Consider the following 23,622-nt stretch of genomic DNA (forward strand, 5'->3'; position numbering starts at 1 on the left):
GAGGCGGTGCGCACGTGAGGAGCGATGGGACACATGGCTGAACTGAAACTGGGCTACAAGGCATCCGCGGAGCAGTTCGCGCCCCGCGAACTCGTCGAGCTGGCCGTGGCGGCCGAAGAGCACGGCATGGACAGCGCGACCGTGAGCGATCACTTCCAGCCCTGGCGCCACGAGGGCGGCCACGCCCCGTTCTCGCTGGCCTGGATGACCGCTGTCGGCGAGCGCACCAAGCGTCTGCTGCTCGGCACGTCGGTGCTGACGCCGACGTTCCGCTACAACCCGGCGGTCATCGCGCAGGCGTTCGCGACGATGGCGTGCCTGTACCCGGAGCGGGTCTTCCTCGGCGTCGGAACCGGCGAGGCACTCAACGAGATCGCCACCGGCTACACCGGACAGTGGCCGGAGTTCAAGGAGCGCTTCGCCCGGCTGCGCGAGTCGGTCAAGCTGATGCGCGAACTGTGGGTCGGCGACCGTGTTGATTTCGATGGCGAGTACTACAAGCTCAAGGGCGCCTCGATCTACGACGTGCCCGAAGGCGGGGTTCCGGTGTACATCGCCGCGGGAGGCCCGGTGGTCGCCAAGTACGCCGGCCGCGCCGGCGACGGCTTCATCTGCACCTCGGGCAAGGGTGAGGAGCTCTACGCCGAGAAGCTGATCCCCGCCGTCAAGGACGGTGCGCAGGCCGCCGGCCGCGATCCCGACGAGATCGACCGGATGATCGAGATCAAGATCTCCTACGACACCGACCCCGAGTTGGCGCTGGAGAACACCCGGTTCTGGGCGCCGCTGTCGCTGACCGCCGAGCAGAAGCACAGCATCGACGACCCGATCGAGATGGAGAAGGCCGCCGACGCGCTGCCGATCGAGCAGGTCGCCAAGCGCTGGATCGTGGCCTCCGACCCGGACGAGGCCGTCGAGAAGGTCGGCCAGTACGTCACCTGGGGCCTCAACCACCTGGTGTTTCACGCTCCCGGGCACGACCAGCGGCGCTTCCTCGAATTGTTCAAGAAGGATCTCGAGCCGAGGTTGCGCCGCCTGGCCTGATTCGGGACCGCGAGATGATCCGGGTTCTCGCGACGGTGATCGGTCTGCTGGCCCTGGCCGTCGCCCTTGTGGGGTTCGCCGCGCGGTATCTACCGATCTCCGGGCAACCCACGCTCGTTCTGGCTGCCGCCGCGCCCTATCTGGCGCTGGCCGCACCGGTGGCCGTGGTGCTGCTGGGGCTCGGCAGACGCCGGCTGCTGACAGTGCTGGCGCTGGTGCTGACCGCCGCCTTCGCGTGGGTTTACGTGCCTCGTTACCTGAGTCCGGCCACACCGGACATCGCCACCGTCGACCTGCGGGTGCTCACGGTCAACCTCGGCATGGGTCGGGCGGACCCGGCCGAATTGACGGCCATCGCCGCCGAATCCGCCGATGTCGTGGCCGTGCAGGAGATGACCGCCGCGGCTGTCGACGGGCTGTCCGCGGCCGGTATGGACGCGGTGTTCCCCTACCGGGTCGTGCTGCCCGCCCCGGCGGCCTCGGGCGTCGGCATCTGGAGCAGGCACCCCATCGTGAATTCCGGGCGCATCGACGGCTACACGCTGCCGGGCCTGGGCACCCGGATCCGGGTCCCGGGCGTCGTGGTCGACACCACGGTGCTGTCGGTCCACATCGCAGCGCCGTGGCCGCAGCCGATCGATGGCTGGAAGCGTGACGTCGCCCGGTTCCCGGACACGCTGCGAGAGGTCGGCGAGGCGGCGGGTGCCGGTGCGGTGATCGTTGCCGGTGACTTCAACTCGACGTCCGACATGGCGCCGTTCCGCAGGCTGCTCGACGCGGACTACCGCGACGCCGGAGCGGAGACCGGCGCCGGCCTGACCCGCACCTACCCCGCCCGCGGGTGGCGTCCGCCGCTGATCGGCATCGACCACATCCTGACGAAGAACTGCTGGGCGGCCTCGGTGCGGACGGTGGTGGTGCCCGGCACCGATCACCGCGGCCTGCTCGCCACGCTCGCGCTGCCGGTGGACATGACGAGCAGCTGAACGCCGAGGTGTGAAGGTGGCCCCGATCGGCCCGATGCGGCAGTCTTTGAACCGTGCCTGTTGCGCCGAGATCTGCGATATACGTGGCAGCGCCCGAGGGCGACACCGGAAAGTCCACCGTCGCGCTGGGGATTCTGCACCGGCTGGCCGCGACGGTGGCCAAGGTCGGGGTGTTCCGGCCGATCACCCGGGTGGGCGAACGCCGCGACTACATCCTCGAACTGCTGCTCGTGCACACCACCGCGGGACTGTCCTATGAGGAGTGCGTGGGCGTCAGCTATCAGCAGCTGCACCACGACCCCGACGGCGCGATAGGCGACATCGTCAGCCGCTTCCACCACGTCGCCGACCACTGCGACGCGGTGCTCGTGGTCGGCAGCGACTACACCGACGTCGGTGCGCCCAGCGAGCTGTCGATGAACGCGCGCATCGCCGCCAACCTCGGTACCCCGGTGGTGCTCACCGTGAAGGGTAGGGACCGGACCGTCGACCAGGTGGTCAAGCTGGTCGAGGCCTGCATGGACGAGATCAGGGCCCAGCACGCCCACACCGCCGCCGTGGTGGTCAACCGCAGCGACCCGGCCCAGATGGGTGAGCTCGTCGCGGCGGTGGGCAAGCTGGCGCCGCGGGCCTACGCGCTGCCCGAGGAGCCGTTGATGGTGGCCCCGTCGGTCGCCGAGCTGCAGGAAGCCGTCGGCGGAACGGTACGCAGCGGAGACCCCGCGCTGCTGTCCCGCGAGGTGCAGGGCGTGTTGGCGGCCGGGATGACCGCCGAGCACTGTCTGGAGCGGCTCACCGAGGGCGTTGCGGTCATCACGCCCGGTGATCGATCGGATGTGGTGCTGGCGGTGCTCAGCGCGCACGCCGCCGAGGGCTTCCCGTCGCTGTCCGGTCTGATCCTCAACGGCGGGCTGGCGCTGCACCCGTCGATCGCGGCACTGGTGTCGGGGTTGGGCCTGCGCCTGCCGATCATCGAAACCGGGTACGGGACGTTCGAGGCGGCCAGCCTGGTGGCGGGGGTGCGCGGCCGGGTGACCGCCGAATCGCTGCGCAAGGTCGACACCGCGCTGCACCTGATGGACACCTACGTCGACACCGCGGATCTGCTCACCCAGTTGACGCTGTCGACCCCCGACGTGGTGACCCCACAGATGTTCGCCTACCAACTGCTCGACCGCGCCAGGGCCGACCGCAAGCACATCGTGCTGCCCGAGGGCGACGACGACCGGATCCTCAAGGCGGCAGGCCGGCTGCTGCAGCGCAACGTCGCCGATCTGACCATCCTCGGGGAGGAATCCCAGGTCCGGGCCCGTGCCGCGGAGCTGGGCGTGGACCTGTCCGGCGCCGTGGTCATGGACCCCCGGCGCAGCGAGCTGTGCGAGCAGTTCGCCGAGCAGTACGCCCAGCTGCGCAGCCACAAGGGTGTCACATTCGAACAGGCCCGCGAGACCATCACCGACGTCTCGTATTTCGGCACCATGCTGGTGCACAACGACATGGTCGACGGCATGGTCTCGGGTGCCTGCCACACCACCGCGCACACCATCCGGCCGGCCTTCGAGATCATCCGCACGCTGCCCGGGGTGTCCACCGTATCGAGTATCTTCCTGATGTGCCTGGCCCAGGAGGTGCTGGCCTACGGTGACTGCGCGATCGTGCCGGACCCCACCGCCGAGCAGCTCGCCGACATCGCGATCTCCTCGGCACGCACCGCCGCCCAGTTCGGTATCCAGCCGAGGGTGGCGATGCTGTCCTACTCCACCGGCACGTCGGGCACTGGTGCGGATGTCGACAAGGTAAGGAGGGCAACCGAATTGGTGCGTACCCGGGCGCCCGAGCTGCTCGTCGAGGGGCCGATCCAGTACGACGCGGCGGTCGAGCCGTCGGTGGCGGCGACGAAGATGCCCGATTCGCCGGTCGCCGGCCACGCCACCGTGCTGATCTTCCCGGACCTCAACACCGGCAACAACACCTACAAGGCGGTGCAGCGCAGCGCGGGCGCGGTGGCGATCGGTCCGGTGCTGCAGGGACTCAACAAGCCCGTCAACGACCTGTCCAGGGGGGCGTTGGTGGAGGACATCGTCTACACGGTCGCGATCACCGCGATCCAGGCCCAGGGGTAAGCGCGGTGGCACGGTCGGTTCTGGTCCTCAACTCCGGATCGTCGTCGGTGAAATTCCAATTGGTGGAACCGGATTCAGGGAGATCACTGGCCGACGGCATCGTCGAGCGGATCGGCGAGGACTCTTCCTTGGCGAGCCTGACCGCCGGTTCTGTCGAGGTCTCCCGGTCGGGGCGGGTGGCCGATCACGAGGCCGCGCTGCGGGTGGCGTTCGAGTTGCTGGAAGAGGTCGGGGCCAGACCTGAGGACCACGGACTGGCCGCCGTCGGGCACCGGGTGGTGCACGGCGGCCCGGACTTCTACCGGCCGACGCTGATCGACGATGCGCTGATCGCCAGGGTATGCCAACTGGCTCCGCTTGCGCCCCTGCACAATCCGCCTGCGATCCTGGGTGTCGAGGTGGCCCGCCGGGCGATGCCCGACATCCCGCACGTCGCGGTGTTCGACACCGCTTTCTTCCACGACCTGCCGCCGGCGGCGGCCACCTACGCCATCGATCACGAGATCGCCGAGCGCTGGCACATCAGGCGCTACGGCTTCCATGGCACGTCGCATCAATACGTCAGCGAGCAGGCGGCCGCCTTCCTCGGGGTGGCGCCGGAGTCGCTGAGCCAGATCGTGCTGCACCTCGGCAACGGCGCATCGGTATCGGCGATCGTCGGTGGCCGACCGGTGGAGACCTCGATGGGGCTGACCCCGATGGAGGGTCTGGTGATGGGAACCCGTTCGGGGGATGTGGATCCCGGGATCATCAGCTACCTGTGGCGCACCGCGGGGATGAGCGTCGAGGACATCGAGTCGATGCTCAACCGGCGATCCGGGGTGCGCGGTCTCGGCGGTGAGATCGACTTCCGGGTGCTGCACAATCGGATCGAATCCGGTGACGAGGCAGCACAATTGGCCTACGACGTGTACATCCACCGGCTGCGCAAGTACATCGGCGCCTACCTGGCGATCCTCGGGTCCGCGGACGTCATCACGTTCACCGCGGGCGTCGGGGAGAACGATGCCGCGGTGCGCCGTGACGCGTTGTCCGGGATGACGGCGTTCGGTATCGAGCTCGACGAGCATCTCAACGACAGCCCGGCCAGGACGGCGCGGCGGATCTCGCCGGACACCGCGCCGACGACGGTGCTAGTGATTCCGACCAACGAGGAGCTGGCGATCGCCCGGGCGTGCGCGCAGGTACTGGACGCGTGAGCCGTCCCGCGCGACGGGCAGCTCGCGCGCCGGATCGCAGATCGCCAACAGCCGGCGCACGTGCGGGCCGGCCAGCAGCGACCACCGGACGCCGGCACGGCCGCAGACGACGTTGACGTTGGAGAGCGCGGCGAACCCAGAGGCGGCGAAGAACTCCACGGTCTGCAGGTCGAGCACGAGCTTGGTCGCACCGCCCAGCCGGCGCTCGATGTAGCGGGCCAGTGCGGCGCTGTTGGTGGCGTCGATCTCGCCGTGGACGGTGACCAGGACCGTCGACGGCGGCAGTTCGCAGGCCGAGAAGGTGGCGCGATGCCGCTCCTCGCGCAACTCGAAGAGGGTCGGGTCGGGGCGGAACACCCGCTGGGTCGCGGGTGCGGCGAGGGGCTCCGGTATGGACATGTGGCCTCCCTCAGTCGAAGTATCTGTCGATATATCGATCGAGATCCGCGATTCGTCTCTGGCTGCCGTCAGGGGATTTCGGGCATCGGATGCTGGCTGAACCCTCAGCCAGGGCATCGACGTTACTACGGAATCCGCGGGCTGGCCATGACTTCGCGTTATCTGGAATCAACCCGGTTCACCTGCGCTTTTGCCGGTCCGGTGCTGCACGATCGCGGTCCGTCGCCGCCCGGGCCGGGCCGCAGTGGCCGGGTGGCGACGGAATCAGTCGTTGCTGGCCGGCCGTCCGCCGCAGGTCAGAACGTCGATGTCGGCCGCACACTGTTGGCCAGATCGACCAACGCGTAGCGGTGGGCCTGGGTGGGCGCGACCCGGGCCAGATTGCGCAGCGATGCCTCGACGCCTAGTTGCAGTCCGTGCTGGGTGAACGGGAACCCCAGGATGTGGTTGGTGCCGGCGGTGTTGTCGGCCAGCCAGTCCATCGCGGTGCCCAGCACCAGGGCGCGGATCTGCAGCACCCGGGGTTCGGTCTCGGGCAGCGCCTCCACGCGCCGCGCGGCGTCACGGATCTGCTGTTCGGTGATCTCGCTGGTCGACCGCCCGGACAGCAACGTCACCGCACTGGTCAGCCGCGCCGTCGTGAAGTGCCGCGACGTGGCGGGGACCTCGTCGAGCGTGCGCACCGCGGCATCGCGTTCGCCGTCGGCCGACTGGGCTCGCGCCAGCCCGAACCCGGCGGAGATCACGCCGTGGTCGGTGCTCCACACCGTGTTGTAGAACTTGCGTTCGTCGGCGGCGCCGGCCAGCTCGGCGGTGGCCGCCAGCGCCAGCTTGGGCGCCAGTTCGCCGGGCATGGTGTCGAGCACCTCGGTGAAGTGTTTGGTCGCCGAGTCGTAGTCCGCGGTGAGCAGCTCGGAGACCGCGCGGAACCACACCAGCCGCCAGCGCCAGCCGACCCGGTCGGCGAGGTCGTCGAGCTTTCGGGTGGCTTTGGCGACGTCGCCGAGGTCCAGCAGCGCACGGACCTCCATCAGCGGCAGCTCGACCGACTCGGACAGGTCGATGCCCTCGGAGTCCAGCGCCCCGTGCCGGGCCGCCCGCAACGAATCCAGGGTCTGCACCGGCTGGCTCAGCAGGCTGGCCGACAGCACCGCCGCGCCGACATCGGTCGGGTCGACCAGCGGGACCTGGAGGGCCTTGACGATCTCCTGGGCGGTGAGCTTCTCCGAGTGCACCTGGCCGTCGAGGTAGACGTCGGTGTGGGCGACCAGCAGGTCCACCCCGAACGTCGACCGCGACGGGCTGAACACCGAGGACAGGCCCGGCCGGGGCGCGCCGGTGTCCTGGGCGACCACTTCGCGCAGCACGCCCATCAGCTGGCCGGTCATCTCCTCGGCGCTGCCGAACCGGCGCCGCGGGTCGGGGTCGATCGCGCGGCGCACCAGCCGGCCGAACGAGTCGTAGGTGGCCAGCACGGGGTCGTCGGCGGGCAGCCCGTCGACGTAGCGGCCGTGACGGGTACGCAGCCGCAACGTCAGCGCCGCCAGCGTGCGCCCCACCGTGTAGATGTCGGTGGCGATGGTGGGCCCGGTCCGCACGATCTCGGGGGCCTGGTATCCCGGGGTGCCGTACAGGTAGCCGAACGAGTTGATGCGCGACACCGCGCCGAGGTCGATCAGCTTGAGCTGATCCTCGGTCACCATGATGTTCTCGGGTTTGAGGTCGTTGTAGACCAACCCGATGGAGTGCAGGTAGCCCAGCGCGGGCAGGATCTCGAGCATGTAGCCGATGGCCTCGGCCACCGGCAGCCGCGAGCCGTCGCTGGTCAGCTGGGTGGCCTGCTTCAGCGACGAACCGCCGACGTACTCCATCACGATGTAGCCGACCGGGTTGCCGTGCTTGTCGTCGTGCTCGACGAAGTTGTAGATCTTGACGATCCCCGGGTGGGTCACCTCGGCCAGGAACTGGCGCTCGGCCATCGCGATGGCCTGCGCCTCCGCGTCACCGGAGTGCACCAGACCCTTGAGCACCACCGGTCGGTCGTTGACGTTCTGGTCGAACGCCAGGTACACCCAGCCCAGTCCGCCGTGGGCGATGCAGCCCTTGATCTCGTACTGGTCGGCGATGATGTCGCCGACGCCGAGCTGCGGAAGGAACGAGTACGGGCTGCCGCAGTGCGGGCACCAGCCCTCCGAGAGCGCCTTGCCGTCCGACGTGGAGCGGCCGACCGGCCTGCCGCAGTTCCAGCAGAACCGCTTGGACTCGGCGACCACCGGGTCGGTCATCAGCGCTGCCAGCGGATCCACCGCGAATACCCGCGGGATCTCCACCAGGCCGCCGCCCAGCCGCCGGGTCGGCGACAGGTTGCGGGTCAGCGTGGTGACCGAGTCCTGCGGTTCGGTGTCGCCGGTGTGCACCAGCAACGAGTCGCTGTCGTCATCGTCGTCGAAATCCGGGCGGAACACCGCCTGGGTGGCCATCGGCCGCATCGTCGCCACCGAATCGGCCATGCCGAGGTCGTCCAGGCTCGCGGGCTGGGTGCCGGGATCCTCGTCGGAGTCCCGGTCGTGTTCGTCGACGTGCGGCTCGGCCATCAGTCCGTGTACCTCGCCTGCGGCGGTGACGGTGCCGGTCCGAGCACCGTCAACCACTTGCGGTACAGCGTGTTCCAGGTGCCGTCGCGGCGGAGGCGCTCCAGCGTCCCGTTGACGAACCGGACCAGGCCGGTGTTCTGCAGGTTCACGCCGATGCCGTAGGGCTCCGCGTTCAGCGTCGGCCCGACGATGTGCAGATAGGGATCCTGCGACACCAGGCCGGCCAGGATCGAGTCGTCGGTGCTGACCGCGTCGACCTGCCGCTGCTGCAGCGCGACCAGACAGTCCGCCCACGTGACCACGCCGACGATGATCGGCGGCGGGGTGATCTGCTGGATCCGGTTGAGCGACGTGGTGCCCTTGACCACGCACACCCGCTTGCCGGACAGGTCGCTGGACTGCCGGATCGTCGAGTCACGCGGGACCAGGATGCGCTGGTTGGCGTTGAGGTACACCGTGGAGAAGTTCACCAGCTCCTTGCGCTCGCAGGTGATCGTCATGGTCTTGACCACGACGTCGACCTCGTTGTTCTCCAGCGCGGCGACCCGGTCGGCCGAGGACAGGATCCGGTACTCCACCTGTGACGGGGTGCCGAAGATGTCGCGGGCGATCTCGCCGGCGATGTCGACGTCGAAGCCGGTGATCTCGCCGGTGATCGGGTCCCGGAAGCTGAACAGGTTGCTGCCGATGTCCAGCCCGACGATCAGCCGGCCCCGTGCCTTGATGTTGGCGACCGCGGCGTCGGCCTCCTCCCGGGTGGCGAACGGGCGCAGGCTCGCGGTGCGGTCGCAGTCGTCGTCGACCGGGGACGGGGGACGCGCCGGCTCGGGACGCAGCTCCTCCATGCCGGCGGGTGTCGGCGGGGCCAGCGTGATGCCGGGCGTGGGCGTCACCGGGGTGGCCTGAGAGCAGCCGGCCAGCAGCGCCGCCGCCGCCACCAGCACCCCGAGCTTCTGAATGTTCATGTCCGGTGCCCGTTCTACCTGTACTCGTTCAGTCTCGGCCAGATGCCCAGCGCCACGGCGATCGCGGCGGCGACGCTGAGTGCCGCGGCGCCCACGGTCGCGCCCGAGAGCACGCGGCGGGCGTTGACGATGTCGGCGCGCAGCTGGTTGCGGCTCTGCTCGATGCCCTTGCTCAGCGCCTCGTCGAGCTTGTCGAACGCGGGCGTGGAGTCGTCCTCGCCGGTACCGAGCGCGACCTGGGTGGCCGCCTGGTAGTTGCCGACCGCGATATAGGCGGTGATCCGGTCGTCGGCCGCGCGCCACCGGTCCAGCAGCTGCTGGGCATCGGCCAGGTCGCTCTTGTCGATCGAGTCGTTGAGCGCCAGGTACTGCGCCAGCTGCTGCTGCATATCGTCGATGCGCTGGTAGTAGGACTGCTTGCGGACGTTCTCGTCGCCGCGCCGGATCAACGACAGCGTCTCGTCGGCGCGGGCCTGCTGCGCGCTGATCGCCAGCGAGGTGACGGTCTTGAGCGACTCGGCGGCGGTGTTCTTGGCGCTGCGGCTGTCGGCGGTCGAGATCACCAGCGCGGTGCCCACCCACATCAGCATCACCAGCACCGCCATGCCGCCGGCGACGAACCCGATGTTGACCCGCCGCCGGGTCCGTCTGGCCAGCCACCGGTTGGCGAACACGCCGAACAGCAGCGTGGTCAGCACCACGATGATGACCGGGGTGGGGATGCGCGTGGACGCGGTCGTCTCGTCGTCGACCCGGGCCGAGGTCACCTCGTAGAGCCGTTGGGCGTCGGGCAGGATCTGCTGCTGCATCAGCGTCGAGGCCTCGGACAGATAGGACGAACCGACCGGGTTGCCGGCCCGGTTGTTGGTCCGGGCGGTCTCGACCAGCCCGGTGTACACCGCCAGCCGTGCGTTGATCCGGCCGAGCAACTGCACCATCGGCTCGTCGGTCAGCCCGCTCGACGCGCGGGTCACCGCGACGGCGGCGTCGGTGATGGCCTGTTCGTAGCGCTGCCGCACCGGGCGGGGTTCGGTGCCCGCGATGAACGCGGTGGCCGCTGCGGCGTCGGCGACCGAGAGCGTGGTGTAGAGCTGACCGGCCGCGAACGACAGCGGCTCGGTGTGGTTGAGCACGGTGGTCAGCGCCTGCTGGCGGTCGTTGATCGTCGTCGACGTCGCGAACGCGCTCGCGACCACGAGCGCGGCCAGCACGAAGCCGATGCTCAGGATGCGGCCGGGGGTCGTCCAGAGGAACCACCACCGTGGATGCGACGGGGTGGTCGGCGACCGCGACGCAAGAGGCTCGGTCGAAGGGTGCGCCAACTCAACAGTCACGTCTACCCGGGCCCCATCTTGGTCTCGACCTCTCCGACTGTCGTACCGATTGGCCCCACTCTATAAAAGAATTCTAAGAGTTGGCGGTTGCCACGTGTGCCGATTCGCATCCGGGTTCCCTATCCTGAACGCGTGCGCGGGGATGGGGACGGCTGGGTGGTGTCGGCCAACGGCGCCGCCTACTGGGGCAGGCACGGCGCGGCCGGGCTGTTGTTGCGCGCACCGTGGTCCGACGGCTCGCCCGCGGTACTGCTTCAGCACCGGGCGCCGTGGAGTCATCAGGGCGGGACGTGGGGTCTGCCCGGCGGCGCCCGCGACAGCCACGAGACGGTCGAGCAGGCGGCGATGCGGGAGGCGCACGAGGAGGCCGGGCTGCCCCCGGAGCGGCTGACCGTGCGCACCACCGTGGTCACCGCCGAGGTGTCCGGTTGGACCTACACCACCGTCATCGCCGACGCCGCAGAGCTGCTGGAGACCGTTCCGAACCGGGAGAGCGCCGAGCTGCGGTGGGTGGTCGAGGACGAGGTCGCCAGCCTGCCGCTGCACCCGGGATTCGCCGCGAGCTGGGAGCGGCTGCGCATCGTGGCCGCTTCGATCCCGCTGCTGGTCAACCCCCAGCCCTGAGCAGTCCGGCCAGTTCGGCGGCCGCCGCCCGGGGGTCCTCGGCGGCGGTGATCGCGCGGACCACGACCACCCGGCGGGCCCCCGCGGCCAGCACCTCGGGCAGCCGCGCGGCGTCGATTCCCCCGATCGCGAACCAGGGCTTGGCGATGGCCAGCCCGGCGGTGGCGCGGATCAGGTCCAGCCCCGGCGCCGGACGTCCGGGCTTGGTCGGCGTGGGCCAGCACGGCCCCACGCAGAAATAGTCGACATCCTCGGCCACCGCACCGCGCACCTGATCGAGGTCGTGGGTGGAGCGGCCGACGATCCGGTCGCCCACCACGGCGCGGGCCACCGGCAGCGGCAGGTCGTCCTGCCCCAGGTGCAGCACGTCGGCCCCGGCCGCCAGCGCGATATCGGCCCGGTCGTTGACGGCCAGCAGTGCGCCGTGGCGGCGCGCCGCGTCGGCGAGCACCGCCAGCGCGTCCAGTTCCTGGCGGGCCTCCAGCGGGCCGAACCGCTGCTCGCCGGCCGAGCCCTTGTCCCTGAGTTGGATGATGTCGACGCCGCCGGCCAGCGCGGCATCGGCGAAGTCGGCGAGGTCGCCGCGCTCGCGCCGGGCGTCGGTGCACAGGTACAACAGGGCTGCGTCGAGTCGGTCGATCAGCGGTTGCCGGGCTTCTCCCACCCTGCGAACGCTAGCGGTGCCGCGACGTAGGCTGGTAACCGTCCACACGGGAGCCCCGGGTCCGGGGGCTGAGAGTGAGCCGCCGCTCGTACCGTCGCACCTGATCCGGGTCATGCCGGCGAAGGGAGAGATCGATGCCCACACTGGCCGTCGTCGGTGGCGGCGTCATCGGGCTGTCGGTGGCGCGCCGCGTCGCGCAGGACGGCTGGGCGGTCCGGGTGCACGACACCGGGGAGCGGGGCGCGTCCTGGGTCGCCGGCGGAATGCTGGCACCGCACAGCGAGGGCTGGCCCGGTGAGGAACACCTGCTGCGCCTCGGTCTGGCGTCGCTGCGGCTGTGGAACACCGGCTTCCTCGACGGCCTGCCGCCCGAGGTGGTCACCGCCCGGCAGTCGCTGGTGGTCGCGGTGGACCGCGCAGATGCCGCCGACCTGCGCACCGTCGCCGACTGGTTGTCCGCCCAGGGACATCCGGTGACCCCGACGACCGCCGCCCGTGACATCGAACCTCTTCTCGCGCAGGGGATCCGGCACGGTTTCGTGGCCGAGACCGAGCTCGCCGTGGACAACCGCGGCGTCGTCGAGGCGCTGGCCGCACACTGTGAACGGCTCGGCGTGACCTGGGCGCCGCCGGTGACCGCACTGGACGACGCGCGTCCCGGCGCGGACGTCGTGGTGATCGCCAACGGTATCGACGCACCGGCGCTGTGGCCGGGTCTGGCGGTGCGCCCGGTCAAGGGTGAGGTGCTGCGGCTGCGCTGGCGGCGCGGGTGTATGCCGGTGCCGCAGCGGGTGATCCGCGCTCGGGTGCACGGCAGGCAGGTGTACCTGGTGCCGCGCGCCGACGGGGTGGTGGTCGGCGCGACCCAGTACGAGCACGGCCGGGACGTCGCACCGTCGGTGACGGGCGTGCGCGACCTGCTCGACGACGCCTGCGCGGTGCTGCCCGCGCTGGGCGAGTACGAACTCGCCGAGTGTGCCGCGGGGCTGCGCCCGATGACCCCGGACAACCTGCCGATCGTGGGCCGGCTCGACGAGTGCACACTGGTGGCCACCGGGCACGGCCGTTCGGGCTTCCTGCTGGCGCCGTGGACCGCAGAGGCGATCGCCGCAGAACTGCGCGGTGACGCCGGTACCGACCCGCACCCCAGTGAAGTGATGCCACAGATGAAGGTAGCCCGATGAAGGTCACCGTCAACGACGAGGCGGTGGAGGTCGAGGAGCAGACGACCATCTCGGCGCTGCTGGAGCAGCTCGGCTTCCCCGACAAGGGGATAGCGGTCGCCGTCGACTGGTCGGTGTTGCCGCGCTCACAGTGGCACACCGCGCTGACCGACGGCGCCAAGGTCGAGGTGGTGACGGCGGTGCAGGGTGGCTGACCTGACGACCGCGAAGCTCAGCATCGCGGGCCGCGAGTTCGGCTCACGGCTGATCCTGGGCACCGGCGGGGCCGCCAACCTGGCCGTTCTGGAGGCGGCGTTGGTCGCCTCGGAGACCGAGCTCACCACCGTCGCGTTGCGTAGGGTCGACACCGAAGGTGGCACCGGGGTGCTCGATCTGCTGACCCGGCTGGGGATCACGCCGCTGCCGAACACCGCCGGCTGCCGCGGAGCGGCCGAGGCCGTGCTGACCGCGCAACTGGCCCGCGAGGCGCTGGGGACGAACTGGGTGAAACTCGAGGTCATCGCCGACGAGCGGACCCTGCTGCCGGATGCGATCGAACTGGTCAGGGCCGCAGAACAACTGGTCGATGACGGGTTCGTGGTGCTGCCCTACACCAACGACGATCCGGTGCTGGCGCGCCGGTTGGAGGACACCGGGTGCGCGGCGGTCATGCCGCTCGGCTCCCCGATCGGCACCGGCCTGGGCATCGCCAACCCGCACCACATCGAGATGATCGTCGAGGCCGCCGGGGTGCCGGTCATCCTGGACGCGGGCATCGGCACCGCCAGTGACGCCGCACAGGCGATGGAACTGGGTTGCGACGCGGTGCTGCTGGCCAGCGCGGTGACCCGCGCGGCGGACCCACCGGCGATGGCGGCGGCGATGGCGGCCGCGGTCCGGGCCGGCTACCTGGCCCGCCGGGCGGGTCGGATACCGAAGCGGTTCTGGGCCCAGGCCTCCAGCCCGGCGCTGTGACACCGTCGTCGAAACGCTATGTGGCGCTCGGGAGTTCGATGGCTGCCGGGCCCGGCATCATGCCGCGCGCGCCCGGATCGCCGAGGTCGGCCGGGCGCTCGGCGCGCAACTACCCGCACCTGGCCGCCGAGGCGCTGGGCCTGGATCTCGTCGACGTCACCTACTCGGGTGCCACCACGGCGCACATCCTCACCGAATCGCAGCGGGGCGCGCCCCCGCAGGCCGACGCGCTCGACGGGACGGAGCGGCTGGTGACCGTGACGATCGGCGGCAACGACGCCGGCTACGTCCCGATGCTGTTCGCCGCGGGCCTGCCGCGGCCGATGCGCCCGTTGCCGGTGCTGGGCACCTGGCTGCGCGACTTGCTCGACCCCGATGCGCGCGAGCGCGCTCTCGCGGGGGTGGCCGGGGCGCTGATCGAGGTGGGGCACACGCTGCGCCGGCGCGCGCCGGCGGCGACCGTGCTGTTCGTGGACTACCTGACGCTGCTGCCGCCCGCCGGCCCGGCACCCCCGCTGGGCGAGGCCGACGCCGCGCTCGGCCGGCGGATCGCCGCGACGCTGAAACGGTTGACCGCGGAGGCCGCCGAGGCCACCGGTTGCGGCGTGGTGCGGGCCGCCGACGCCAGCCGCGACCACCACGCCTGGAGCGCAGACCCCTGGACCACCCGGTTCGGCTGGCCGGTGCCGCGCCGGCCGGCTCCGCTGCATCCGAACGCCCGGGGCATGCGTGCGGTGGCCGACCTGGTGATCGGCGCGGTGAATCGATGATCGAGCTGCGTGCGCTGACCAAGACGTACGGGACCACCCGCGCAGTCGACGACCTGACATGCACCGTCGAGCCCGGCGTGGTGACCGGTTTCCTGGGCCCCAACGGGGCCGGTAAGACCACCACGATGCGGATGATCCTCGGCCTGGACCGGCCCACGTCGGGAACCGCGACCGTGGACGGCAAGGCCTACCGGAAGCTGACCGATCCGCTGCGCACGGTGGGGGCACTGCTCGACGCCCGGCAGCTGCACCCCAACCGGACGGTGCGCAACCACCTGCGCTGGATCGCGGCGACCCATCGCATCCCGGGGCGCCGGGTGGACGAGGTGCTCGATATGGTGGGGCTGGCCGGCGTGGCCGGGCTGCGGGCCGGGACGTTGTCGTTGGGGATGGGCCAACGCCTCGGCATCGCCGGCGCGCTGATCGGGGACCCGCCGGTGCTGCTGTTCGACGAGCCGGTCAACGGGCTGGATCCGGAGGGCATCCACTGGGTCCGCACGCTGATGCACTCGCTGGCCGCCGAGGGGCGCACGGTGTTCGTGTCCAGTCACCTGCTCTCCGAGATAGCCAACACCGCAGAGCGTCTCGTCGTGATCGGTCGCGGCAGGCTGATCGCGTCGACCACGGTCGCCGAGTTCGTCGGCGGTTCGGCAGCGGTCACGGTGCGGGTGCGCAGCCCGCAGTCCGCCGCGCTGCGCGAGGTGCTCACCGCCGAGGGACTGACCGTCTCGGAGGCCGACGGTGCGCTGAGCGTGGAAGGGGCGGGCACCGATGTCGTCGGCGAGCTGGCGGCCAGGCACGCGATCGTGCTGCACGAGCTGACCCGCCAGCAGGTTTCGCTGGAACAGGCCTATCTGTCCTCCACCGACGCGGTCACCGACTACCGGGGCAGGGCGCGATGAGGTTCGGTGCCGCGGCGGTGGTGAATGCCGAACGGATCAAGCTGACGACGCTGCGCTCACCGATGGTGTCGGCGGGCGCGGCGGCGGCGCTGAGCCTTGCGCTGGCCGCGCTGCAGGCGGCGAACAGGGGGCCCTACTCCGCGCTGTCGGCACCGGATGCGGCACTGGGCGCCGCGGTCTTCGGGGTGCCGGTGCTGATGGTCGTCTCGGCGATGACGCTCACCACCGAGTACCGCACACAGATGGTGCGCACGACGTTGCTGGCCACCCCCGACCGCACCCGGGTGCTGTGCGCCAAAGCCGTTGTCTCCGCTGTGTTCTGCGCGGTGGTCGCCGCGCTCACCGCCCTGGGTTCGATCGTGGTGGCGGGCTTGGCCGCCGAGCCCGGGGCGGCCCGCCAACTCACGCTCGGTCAGCTCGGCGTGTGGCGTACCACCGCCGCGATCGGTCTGTACGCCGCGCTGGCGGCGGTGCTGGCCGTCGGTGTCGCGGCCCTGGTGCGACACACCGCGGGTGCGGTCACGCTGCTGCTGCTGTGGCCGCTGCTCGTCGAACCGCTGCTGGGCAACCTGCCGCCGATCGGCGCCCAGCTCGGCCCGTACCTGCCGTTCGGCAACGCCTTCCGCTTCCTCGAGGTGCAGTGGCTGTTCCCCGGCTACGACGCGGCGTGGGGCCCGGTCGGCGCGATCTGCTACTTCGCCGCGGTCAGCGCCGCGGTGTTCGGCGTGGCCCTGGTGACGATGAATCGCCGTGATGCCTGAACCCGGCTCCGGAGCGCAGACCCTCACCCTCGATCCGGGCCACCTCGACGTCGCCGCGTTGGCGTGGGGTCCCGCGGACGGCCGGCTGGTGCTGTGCCTGCACGGATTCCCCGACAGTGCCTGGGGGTGGCGGGCATTCGCGCCGCTGTTGGCCGAGCGGGGCCTGCGGGTGGTCGCGCCGTTCGCCCGGGGCTACGCACCCACCGGCCCGGCGCCGGACGGTGACTACCACATCGGGGCACTGATGTACGACGCGCTGGCGGTGTACCGGGCGCTCGGGGCGCCCGACGATGCGGTGCTGATCGGGCACGACTGGGGCGCATTCACCGCCAACGCGATCGCCGGGTATCCCGACTCGCCGTTCGCCGAGCACATCTCGATGGCGATTCCGCCGGTCGGCGCGATCGCGCGGACCCGCGGGTCACTCGCCGAGCAACTGCGCATGGCGCCGCGCCAGCTGCGCAACAGCTGGTACATCCTGTTCTTCCAGCTGCCCGGGCTGCCCGAGCGGCTGCTGCCCGCGATCATCCCGCGGCTGTGGAAGGACTGGGGGCCGCCCGGGTATCCCCTCGGGCGCGAGCTGGAGGCGGCGCTGGCCGCGTTGCCCAGCCCCGCGCACCGGCGCGCGGCGGTCGGCTACTACCGCGCGCTGGTCCGTCCGTCCCGCCCGGCGCGGAGGTACGCCGACCTGCACAGGTGGTGTTTCGAGCTGCCACGGGTGCCGATCCTGCACCTGCAGGGAGCCCAGGACGGAGCGATGCTGGCGCGCTACGCGGAGTCGATCGAGCCGGTGCTGCCCACCGGCAGCCGGGTGGTCACGCTGCCGTCGGCCGGCCACTTCCTGCAGATCGAGCAGCCCGGGGCGGCCGCCGAGGCCGTCCTGCGATATCTCGGCGACCGGTCGGGCGCGCGCTAACGTGGTGCCGTGACGCTCATCCGACGAGCGGCCGTGCTGGCCGCGGCGACCTGCGCGGTGGTCGTGGTCGCGGTCGGCGGCTGCGGCAGCGAGGTCGAGCCCGCGCCTCGGCCCGCGCCCGATCCGACCGCCGCCACCGAGTTCGCCCACGACCTGGAACGCAAGGTCAGCATCGAGGCCACGATGGCACATGTGGTCAAGCTGCAGGAGATCGCCGACGACAACGGCGGCAACCGCGCGCTGGGCAGCCCGGGCTACGACGCCAGCGTCGACTACGTCGCCGGCGCCCTGCGGGACAAGGGCTTCGACGTCCAGACCCCGGAGTTCGAGGTGCGGCTGCCGTGGTCCGACGAGCCCACGCTGACGGTGGCCGGCGACCGGGTGGAGGCCCACGCGATGGAGTACACGATCGGCGCGCCCGGTGGCGGGGTGTCCGGCCCGCTGCTCGCCGCGCCTGCCGAGGACACCCCGGGTTGCACCGCCGACGACTACGGCGACCTGCCCGTCAAGGGTGCGGTCGTGCTGGTCGACCGCGGGTCGTGCCCGTTCGGGACGAAGCAGTCCGTCGCCGCCGACCTCGGCGCGGTCGCGGTCATCGTGGCCGACAACGTGGACGGCGACCAGATGGGCGGCACGCTCGGCCGGGACACCCGGGTGCGGATCCCGGTCGTCAGCGTCACCAAGGACGACGGTGCCCGGCTGCGTTCCGAGCAGGGGTCGCCCGCCGAGATCCGGCTCAACGCCGGTGTGCGGGTGGAGAAGGCCCGCAACGTGATCGCGCAGACCAAGACCGGGTCGACGGCCGACGTCGTCATGGTCGGCGCGCATCTGGACAGCGTGCCGGAGGGGCCGGGCGTCAACGACAACGGATCGGGTGTGGCGGCGATCCTGGAAACCGCAGTGCAGCTGGGCAGTTCGCCGCCGATCACCAATGCGGTGCGGTTCGGATTCTGGGGCGCCGAGGAATCCGGTCTGCTCGGATCCAGCAACTACGTCGAATCGTTGAGCGTCGAGCAACTCAAGGACATCGCGCTCTACCTCAACTTCGACATGCTCGGCTCACCCAACCCCGGCTATTTCACCTACGACGGCGACCAGTCCACGCTGCCGGCCCCCGGCGAGGGGGTCCCCCGGGTGCCGGAGGGATCGGCCGGGATCGAGCGCACGCTGGTGGCCTACCTGGATCGCGCGGGCAAGCCCGCCGAGGACACGTCGTTCAACGGCAGGTCGGACTACGACGGATTCACCAAGTCGGGAGTGCCTGCGGGAGGCCTGTTCTCGGGTGCGGAGGAGAAGATGACCGCACACCAGGCCGAGGTCTGGGGTGGGCAGGCCGACGAACCGTTCGACCCCAACTACCACAAGAGCACCGACACGCTGGAGCACATCGATTCGACCGCGCTGCAGATCCACACCGGGGGGGTGGCCTACTCGGTGGGCCTGTACGCCCTGGATCAGCGGGGCCGCAACGGGGTACCGGTCCGCGACGACCGCACCCGCCACCAGTTGACCGAGTCGTGAGGTCCGGTCGTCAGAAGACGACGTAGCGGTTTGGTCGTCAGAAGACGACGTAGGGGTTTGGTCGTCAGAAGACGACGTAGACCTTGCGGAGTGTCTCGTGGATGTCCCAGCTGCCCGCCCAGCCCAACGGGAACACCGCGACGTCGCCCGCCCCGATGTCGCGGGGATCGCCGCCGTCCGGCGTCACCGTCATCCTCCCGGACAGCACGTAGATGACCTCGTTCTCGGCCTGGCGGAAGAAGGACGGTCCGGGTGAGCACTGCCAGATGCCCGCCGAGGTCGCACCGTCCACCCAGATCTCGACTCCGTGCACCGCCATCGGATGGGCCGTCGCCTCGTCGAGGGATCCCCAGTCCTCGAGTTCGGCATCGGCGGCACCGGGCAGCAGTGCGGTGAGCACGGCGGGTGTCATGGCGGTCCTTTCGTCGGCTCAGCCTGACACATCCGCGGCGGGGGCGCCGTCGGTCGGCGCTTCCCGGCCCTGCCTGAACCCCAGGACCCGCATGCCGTGGTAGATGAGCAGCGCGGCGATCGAGCCGAGCGCGATGCCGGTGAACGTCAGATTTCCCGCCTGCCAGGTGAAGTCGGCGATGCCGATGATCAGCGGCACCGCGGCGGTCATCTGGTTGATGGGTTGGGAGAAGTCGACGTGGTTGGTCAGCCAGATCCGCACGCCCAGGATGCCGACCAGGCCGTAGAGCACCACCGTGGCGCCGCCGAGCACACCGGCCGGGATCGCCGAGATCACCGCTCCGACCTTGGGGCACAACGACAACCCGATCGCCACCGCGGCGGCGACCCAGTACGCGGCGGTCGAGTACACCCGGGTGGCGGCCATCACCCCGATGTTCTCGGCATAGGTGGTGGTCGCCGATCCGCCGCCGAGGCCGGCCAGCGTGGTGGCCACGCCGTCGGCGGCCAGTGCACGGCCCATCAGCGGATCCAGGTCGGTGCGGGTCATCTGGCCGACCGACTTGACGTGCCCGATGTTCTCGGCGATCAGCGCGATCACCGCAGGCAGGAACATCGGCAGCACCGACAGCGAGAACGCCGGGGTCTGGAACTGGGGCAGGCCGATCCACGGCGCCGCCGCGATGCCCGAGGTGTCGACGTCGCCGAGGATCAGCGCGAGTAGGTAGCCCGCGGCGACGGCCAGGAAGATCGCCAGCCTGCCGATCATGCCGCGGAAGAACGCCAGCACCACGATCAGCAGCACCAGCGTGACGATCCCGACCAGCGGCCCGGCCTCGAAGTTGGTCTTCGCCGCGGGCGCGAGGTTGAACCCGATCAGCGCGACGATCGCGCCCGTCACCACCGGCGGCAGCGTCAGGTCGAGCCAGTGGGTGCCGGCCAGTTGGACGATCCCGCCGACGATGATCAACAGCACGCCGACCGCGACGAGGCCGCCCAGTGCGCTGCCGGTGCCCTGCGCCGCCACCGCGGCGGTCACCGGGGCGATCACCGAGAAGCTCGAACCGAGGTAGCTCGGCAGCCGGTTGCCGGTGATCAACAGGAACAGGATCGTGCCCACGCCGGAGAACAGCAGCGTGGTGGCCGGCGGGAACCCGGTCAGCACCGGAACCAGGAAGGTGGCGCCGAACATCGCCACCACGTGCTGGGCGCCCAGGCCCAGAGTCCGCGGCCAGCTCAGCCGTTCGCCGGGGGCGACGACGAAATCCGGGTCGGTCCGCGAATCGACGCGGGTCCAGGTCAGTGCCATCCTGCGACTACACACCATGACGGGGTCGGCCGCGAGTCAGCACATAGCCGAGCATGCCCACCGCCACCACGGCCGCGCCGGCCAGCACCGAGGCGGGCGGCAGCGTGACCGCCAGCGTGAGACAACCGGCCAGGCCGATTGCGGGTACCAGCCGGCGGCCGAGGGTCAGCGCCGACGCGTTGGCGATCGCGTAGTAGAGCAGCACCCCGAACGACGAGAACCCGATGGCGCCGCGGACGTCGATGACGGCGGTGACCAGTGCGACCGCGGCGCCCACGGCCAGCTCGGCCCGGTGCGGGTTGCCGCGCCGCGGGTGCACCGCCACCAGGCCGGGCGGTAGGTGACCGTCGCGGGCCATCGCCAGCGAGGTCCGCGAAACCCCCAGCAGCAGCGCCAACAACGCGCCCAGCGCGCCGATCGCGGCCCCGACGGTGACCACCGGCTGCAGCGCGGGGAACCCGGCCGCGCCGACCGCCTCCGCCAGCGGCGCCGTCGCGGTGGCCAGCCCGGTGCTGCCGAGCTGGCGCAGCACCGCGACCGCGACCGCGGTGTAGACCACCAGGGTGACGGCCAGCGCCAGCGCGATCGCACGGGGGATGGTCTTCGCCGGGTCGCGCACCTCCTCGCCCAGCGTGGCGATCCGCGCATACCCGGCGAACGCGAAGAACAACAGGCCGGCGGCCTGCAGCACGCCGTAGCCGGTGGCGTCGACGCCGGGTGCCGGCCCGGGCCCGTGGGCGTCGCCGAAGCCGAGCACGGTGACCACCACCATCGCCAGCACCGCCAGCACCACCGCGACGATCGCCCGGGTCAGCAGCGCGGAGCGCTGGATTCCCGCGTAGCCGACCGCCGTGAGGGCCACCACCGAGCCGACCGCGACCGCGGTTGCGTGGCCCGGCCAGGCATAGTGCCCCACCGTCAGCGCCATCGCCGCGCACGAGGCGGTCTTGCCCACGACGAAGCTCCACCCCGCGGTGTGCCCCCAGAACGGGCCGAGGCGTTCGCGGCCGTAGACGTAGGTGCCGCCGGAGGTCGGGTAGCGGGCCGCCAGCCGGGCCGAGGACATCGCGTTGCAGCAGGCCACGACCGCCGCGACGGCCAGACCGATCAGCAGGCCGGTGCCGGCCGCGGCGGCCGCCGGGGTCAGCGCGACGAAGATCCCCGCCCCGATCATCGAACCGAGCCCGAGCACGACGGTGTCGAACGTCCCGAGCCGTCGATCCAGCGCGGGCCCGTCGGGGGTGGTCACGGCGGCGATGCTATGTCACGCGGGTGTCCGGTAACGTCGCGCAGCCGGCGATGTTAATGCCGATTCTCAAAGCGGCACGTCCGATATGGTGTGCACATGGCGCGTACCGCCGTTGACCGCAACGTTCGACGCCGGCCGAAGGACCGCAAGGCGCAGATCGCCAGGGCATCGGCGGAGGCGTTCAACACGCTGGGCTACCACGGCGTCAGCATGGAGGTGATCGCGTCGCGGGTCGGGATCTCCGCGGCCGCGCTCTACCGCCACTATTCGAGCAAGTACGAGCTGTTCCGTGGTGCGGTGCTCAACCTCGGCCAGCAGCTCGTCGACGGCACCGCCGGTGTCGGGGCCGACGCCGAACCCGGGCAGGCCCTCCGGGAGTTGGTGGCCGCGCTGGTCGACGTCGCGATGACGAACCGGGCCTCGGGCGGCCTGTACCGGTGGGAGGGCCGGTATCTCGACGCCGACGACCGGGCCGAGTTGATGGCGCAGATGCGAACCGTGCACGAGCGGATCCAGGAACCACTGGCCTTGCTGCGGCCCGGGCTGACCGCCCGGCAGCGTGCGACGCTGTCGACCGCAGTGCTCTCGGTCATCGGTAGCGTGGTCGACCACCGGGCCAAACTTCCTGCGCCTCAGGCCCGTACCCTGCTGGCCGAGCTGGCGGCGGCGGTGCTGGCCGCCGATCTGCCCGCCGAGGTGCCGGTGCAGGCATCGGCCGACCCGGTACCCCAGCCGGCGGCCGATCCGTCGAAATACGAAGCGCTGCTGACCGAATCGATGCGGCTGTTCTACCGCAAGGGCTACCACGACACCAGCATGGAAGACATCGCGACGGCCGTCGGGATTCCCACTTCCGGTATCTACAAGTACTTCTCGGGCAAGAGTGACATCCTGGCCGCGGTGTTCCGGCGCGCGTCCGACCGGGTCTCTGCCGAGCTGGCCGACATCGTCGCCACCTCCGCCGGTCCGCGGGAGGCGCTGGCCGCCGTCGTCGACGCGTACGTGACCCGTACGTTCGATCGCCCCGAGTTGGAATACGTGTACTACACCGAACGGCTCAACATGTCGCCGGCCGACCAGCGGATCCTGCGTGACCTGCAGCGCTCGGTGGTCGAGGTCTGGGTCGATCTGGTGGTCGAGGTGCGTCCGGAGTGGTCACCGGCACAGGCCCGGTTTGCGGTGCACGCCGCCATGGCACTGGTCATCGACCTGGGCAGGCTGGCCCACTACGCGAACTCGGCCGGTGCGCGAGCGGTGGTGGAGCGGCTGGTGGAGGTGACCCTGTTGGGCGATTACCGGTTGCGCACCACGTTGCCGGCCAGGTAGAGCAGGTAGGCGAGCACGCCGACGACGGCGAGCTTGCGGGTCTTCGGTACCACGAGGGCCACCCCGAGCGCGGTCTCGATGCCGCCGTCGATGTAGACGTGTTGGCGGGTGTTCGCCGGAAACGCCGGCTTGGTCATGCCCTCGTAGAGTTGCGGGGCGACGAAGTGGGAGAGGCCGGCCAGCGCCAGCATCGCCCCGGCCACCGGTGCGGTACGCGAACTCTCTTCGGCCACTTCTCTCTCCTAGTGGTCTGTCTGTAAATTAATATGGTAGTCTGTACTATGCCGGTTATGACAGCTGCCGCGTTGCCGGTCAGCGATGCTCAGCGTGCGGAGTTGGAGCGGATGGCGGCCTCGACGTCGTTGCCGCATCGTCAGGTGGTGCAGG

At 70.7% G+C, this 23,622-nt stretch carries 23 protein-coding genes and 1 riboswitch; of the genes, 14 read left to right on the forward strand and 9 right to left on the reverse strand.

Translation table 11 applies throughout. The features are described 5' to 3' along the window. The first annotated feature begins 33 nt into the window (after positions 1-33). From fgd to JDV09_RS07610, 4 genes are read left to right on the forward strand one after another with little or no spacing between them, the layout of a single operon-like run. The gene (gene fgd, locus JDV09_RS07595) at positions 34-1,044 is read left to right on the forward strand and encodes a glucose-6-phosphate dehydrogenase (coenzyme-F420) (protein ID WP_221368518.1); all 1,011 of its coding nucleotides are present in this window, start codon (positions 34-36) and stop codon (positions 1,042-1,044) included. A gap of 14 nt (positions 1,045-1,058) precedes the next feature. Beyond that, on the forward strand, positions 1,059-2,030 hold the full coding sequence (locus JDV09_RS07600; protein WP_221368519.1) for an endonuclease/exonuclease/phosphatase family protein: 972 nt from the start codon (positions 1,059-1,061) through the stop codon (positions 2,028-2,030). A 53-nt stretch (positions 2,031-2,083) separates the two neighbouring features. Further along, positions 2,084-4,153: a phosphate acetyltransferase gene (gene pta, locus JDV09_RS07605; RefSeq protein WP_221368520.1), complete on the forward strand. Its 2,070-nt coding sequence runs from the start codon at positions 2,084-2,086 to the stop codon at positions 4,151-4,153. 5 nt (positions 4,154-4,158) lie between these two features. Beyond that, a complete protein-coding gene (locus tag JDV09_RS07610; protein ID WP_221368521.1) occupies positions 4,159-5,352 on the forward strand; it encodes an acetate kinase in 1,194 nt (397 codons plus the stop codon). Here JDV09_RS07610 and JDV09_RS07615 read toward each other — a convergent pair. From JDV09_RS07615 to glnX, 4 genes are all read right to left on the reverse strand, one after another. Continuing rightward, entirely contained in the window at positions 5,287-5,751 is a 465-nt protein-coding gene (locus tag JDV09_RS07615) for an STAS domain-containing protein (protein ID WP_221368522.1), read from the reverse strand. The genes JDV09_RS07610 and JDV09_RS07615 overlap by 66 nt on opposite strands. 296 nt (positions 5,752-6,047) lie before the next feature. Continuing rightward, positions 6,048-8,345, reverse strand: coding sequence for a serine/threonine-protein kinase PknG (locus tag JDV09_RS07620; protein WP_221368538.1), 2,298 nt, complete (start codon positions 8,343-8,345; stop codon positions 6,048-6,050). Continuing rightward, positions 8,345-9,310, reverse strand: coding sequence for a glutamate ABC transporter substrate-binding protein (locus JDV09_RS07625; protein ID WP_221368523.1), 966 nt, complete (start codon positions 9,308-9,310; stop codon positions 8,345-8,347). Before JDV09_RS07625 ends, JDV09_RS07620 begins: the two co-directional genes overlap by 1 nt. Positions 9,311-9,324: 14 nt before the next feature. Beyond that, positions 9,325-10,644, reverse strand: a complete 1,320-nt coding sequence (glnX, locus tag JDV09_RS07630; protein WP_221368524.1) for a protein kinase G-activating protein GlnX — start codon at positions 10,642-10,644, stop codon at positions 9,325-9,327. A 132-nt stretch (positions 10,645-10,776) separates the two neighbouring features. Here glnX and JDV09_RS07635 point away from each other — a divergent pair, with 132 nt between their 5' ends. Next, complete coding sequence (locus JDV09_RS07635; protein WP_221368525.1) at positions 10,777-11,268, forward strand: NUDIX hydrolase; 492 nt, start codon at positions 10,777-10,779, stop codon at positions 11,266-11,268. Here JDV09_RS07635 and thiE read toward each other — a convergent pair. After that, positions 11,252-11,932 (reverse strand): thiamine phosphate synthase, encoded by a 681-nt coding sequence (gene thiE / locus JDV09_RS07640; RefSeq protein ID WP_221368526.1) that lies wholly within the window; start codon positions 11,930-11,932, stop codon positions 11,252-11,254. The two genes, JDV09_RS07635 and thiE, sit on opposite strands and share 17 nt — an antisense overlap. A gap of 36 nt (positions 11,933-11,968) precedes the next feature. Beyond that, positions 11,969-12,076: riboswitch (TPP riboswitch) on the forward strand. Between thiE and thiO the strand changes: the two genes are divergently transcribed. The 8 genes from thiO to JDV09_RS07680 all read left to right on the forward strand — a co-directional run bounded on the left by thiO (position 12,067) and on the right by JDV09_RS07680 (position 18,940). After that, on the forward strand, positions 12,067-13,116 hold the full coding sequence (thiO, locus tag JDV09_RS07645; protein ID WP_221368527.1) for a glycine oxidase ThiO: 1,050 nt from the start codon (positions 12,067-12,069) through the stop codon (positions 13,114-13,116). (Overlaps the previous riboswitch by 10 nt.) Further along, entirely contained in the window at positions 13,113-13,310 is a 198-nt protein-coding gene (gene thiS, locus JDV09_RS07650) for a sulfur carrier protein ThiS (RefSeq protein ID WP_221368528.1), read from the forward strand. Before thiO ends, thiS begins: the two co-directional genes overlap by 4 nt. Position 13,311: 1 nt before the next feature. After that, a complete protein-coding gene (locus JDV09_RS07655) occupies positions 13,312-14,070 on the forward strand; it encodes a thiazole synthase (RefSeq protein WP_221368539.1) in 759 nt (252 codons plus the stop codon). Between the two features lie 38 nt (positions 14,071-14,108). After that, on the forward strand, positions 14,109-14,840 hold the full coding sequence (locus JDV09_RS07660; protein WP_221368529.1) for an SGNH/GDSL hydrolase family protein: 732 nt from the start codon (positions 14,109-14,111) through the stop codon (positions 14,838-14,840). After that, positions 14,837-15,742, forward strand: coding sequence for an ABC transporter ATP-binding protein (locus JDV09_RS07665; RefSeq protein WP_221368530.1), 906 nt, complete (start codon positions 14,837-14,839; stop codon positions 15,740-15,742). The genes JDV09_RS07660 and JDV09_RS07665 overlap by 4 nt, the downstream gene beginning before the upstream one ends. Continuing rightward, positions 15,739-16,503 carry an ABC transporter permease gene (locus JDV09_RS07670; RefSeq protein ID WP_221368531.1) on the forward strand — a complete coding sequence of 255 codons (765 nt, stop codon included), beginning with the start codon at positions 15,739-15,741 and terminating at the stop codon, positions 16,501-16,503. The genes JDV09_RS07665 and JDV09_RS07670 overlap by 4 nt, the downstream gene beginning before the upstream one ends. Further along, a complete protein-coding gene (locus tag JDV09_RS07675; RefSeq protein ID WP_221368532.1) occupies positions 16,496-17,419 on the forward strand; it encodes an alpha/beta fold hydrolase in 924 nt (307 codons plus the stop codon). The genes JDV09_RS07670 and JDV09_RS07675 overlap by 8 nt, the downstream gene beginning before the upstream one ends. Positions 17,420-17,428: 9 nt before the next feature. After that, a complete protein-coding gene (locus tag JDV09_RS07680; RefSeq protein ID WP_372452863.1) occupies positions 17,429-18,940 on the forward strand; it encodes a M28 family metallopeptidase in 1,512 nt (503 codons plus the stop codon). 64 nt (positions 18,941-19,004) lie between these two features. Here the strand turns inward: JDV09_RS07680 and JDV09_RS07685 are convergent, their stop codons facing one another. The 3 genes from JDV09_RS07685 to JDV09_RS07695 are packed head-to-tail and all read right to left on the reverse strand — an operon-like array spanning position 19,005 to position 21,909. Next, positions 19,005-19,352 carry a cupin domain-containing protein gene (locus tag JDV09_RS07685; RefSeq protein ID WP_221368533.1) on the reverse strand — a complete coding sequence of 116 codons (348 nt, stop codon included), beginning with the start codon at positions 19,350-19,352 and terminating at the stop codon, positions 19,005-19,007. An 18-nt stretch (positions 19,353-19,370) separates the two neighbouring features. Beyond that, the gene (locus tag JDV09_RS07690) at positions 19,371-20,660 is read right to left on the reverse strand and encodes a uracil-xanthine permease family protein (RefSeq protein ID WP_221368534.1); all 1,290 of its coding nucleotides are present in this window, start codon (positions 20,658-20,660) and stop codon (positions 19,371-19,373) included. A gap of 7 nt (positions 20,661-20,667) precedes the next feature. After that, entirely contained in the window at positions 20,668-21,909 is a 1,242-nt protein-coding gene (locus JDV09_RS07695) for an APC family permease (RefSeq protein ID WP_221368535.1), read from the reverse strand. Positions 21,910-22,005: 96 nt separating this feature from the next. Here JDV09_RS07695 and JDV09_RS07700 point away from each other — a divergent pair, with 96 nt between their 5' ends. Next, positions 22,006-23,235, forward strand: coding sequence for a TetR/AcrR family transcriptional regulator (locus JDV09_RS07700; protein ID WP_221368536.1), 1,230 nt, complete (start codon positions 22,006-22,008; stop codon positions 23,233-23,235). On the opposite strand, the gene JDV09_RS07705 is transcribed toward JDV09_RS07700, so the two are convergent. After that, on the reverse strand, positions 23,202-23,468 hold the full coding sequence (locus tag JDV09_RS07705; RefSeq protein ID WP_221368537.1) for a DoxX-related protein: 267 nt from the start codon (positions 23,466-23,468) through the stop codon (positions 23,202-23,204). The two genes, JDV09_RS07700 and JDV09_RS07705, sit on opposite strands and share 34 nt — an antisense overlap. Positions 23,469-23,622: the final 154 nt, after the last annotated feature.

The organism is Mycolicibacterium xanthum, from assembly GCF_019710635.1.
GTDB lineage: Bacteria > Actinomycetota > Actinomycetes > Mycobacteriales > Mycobacteriaceae > Mycobacterium > Mycobacterium xanthum.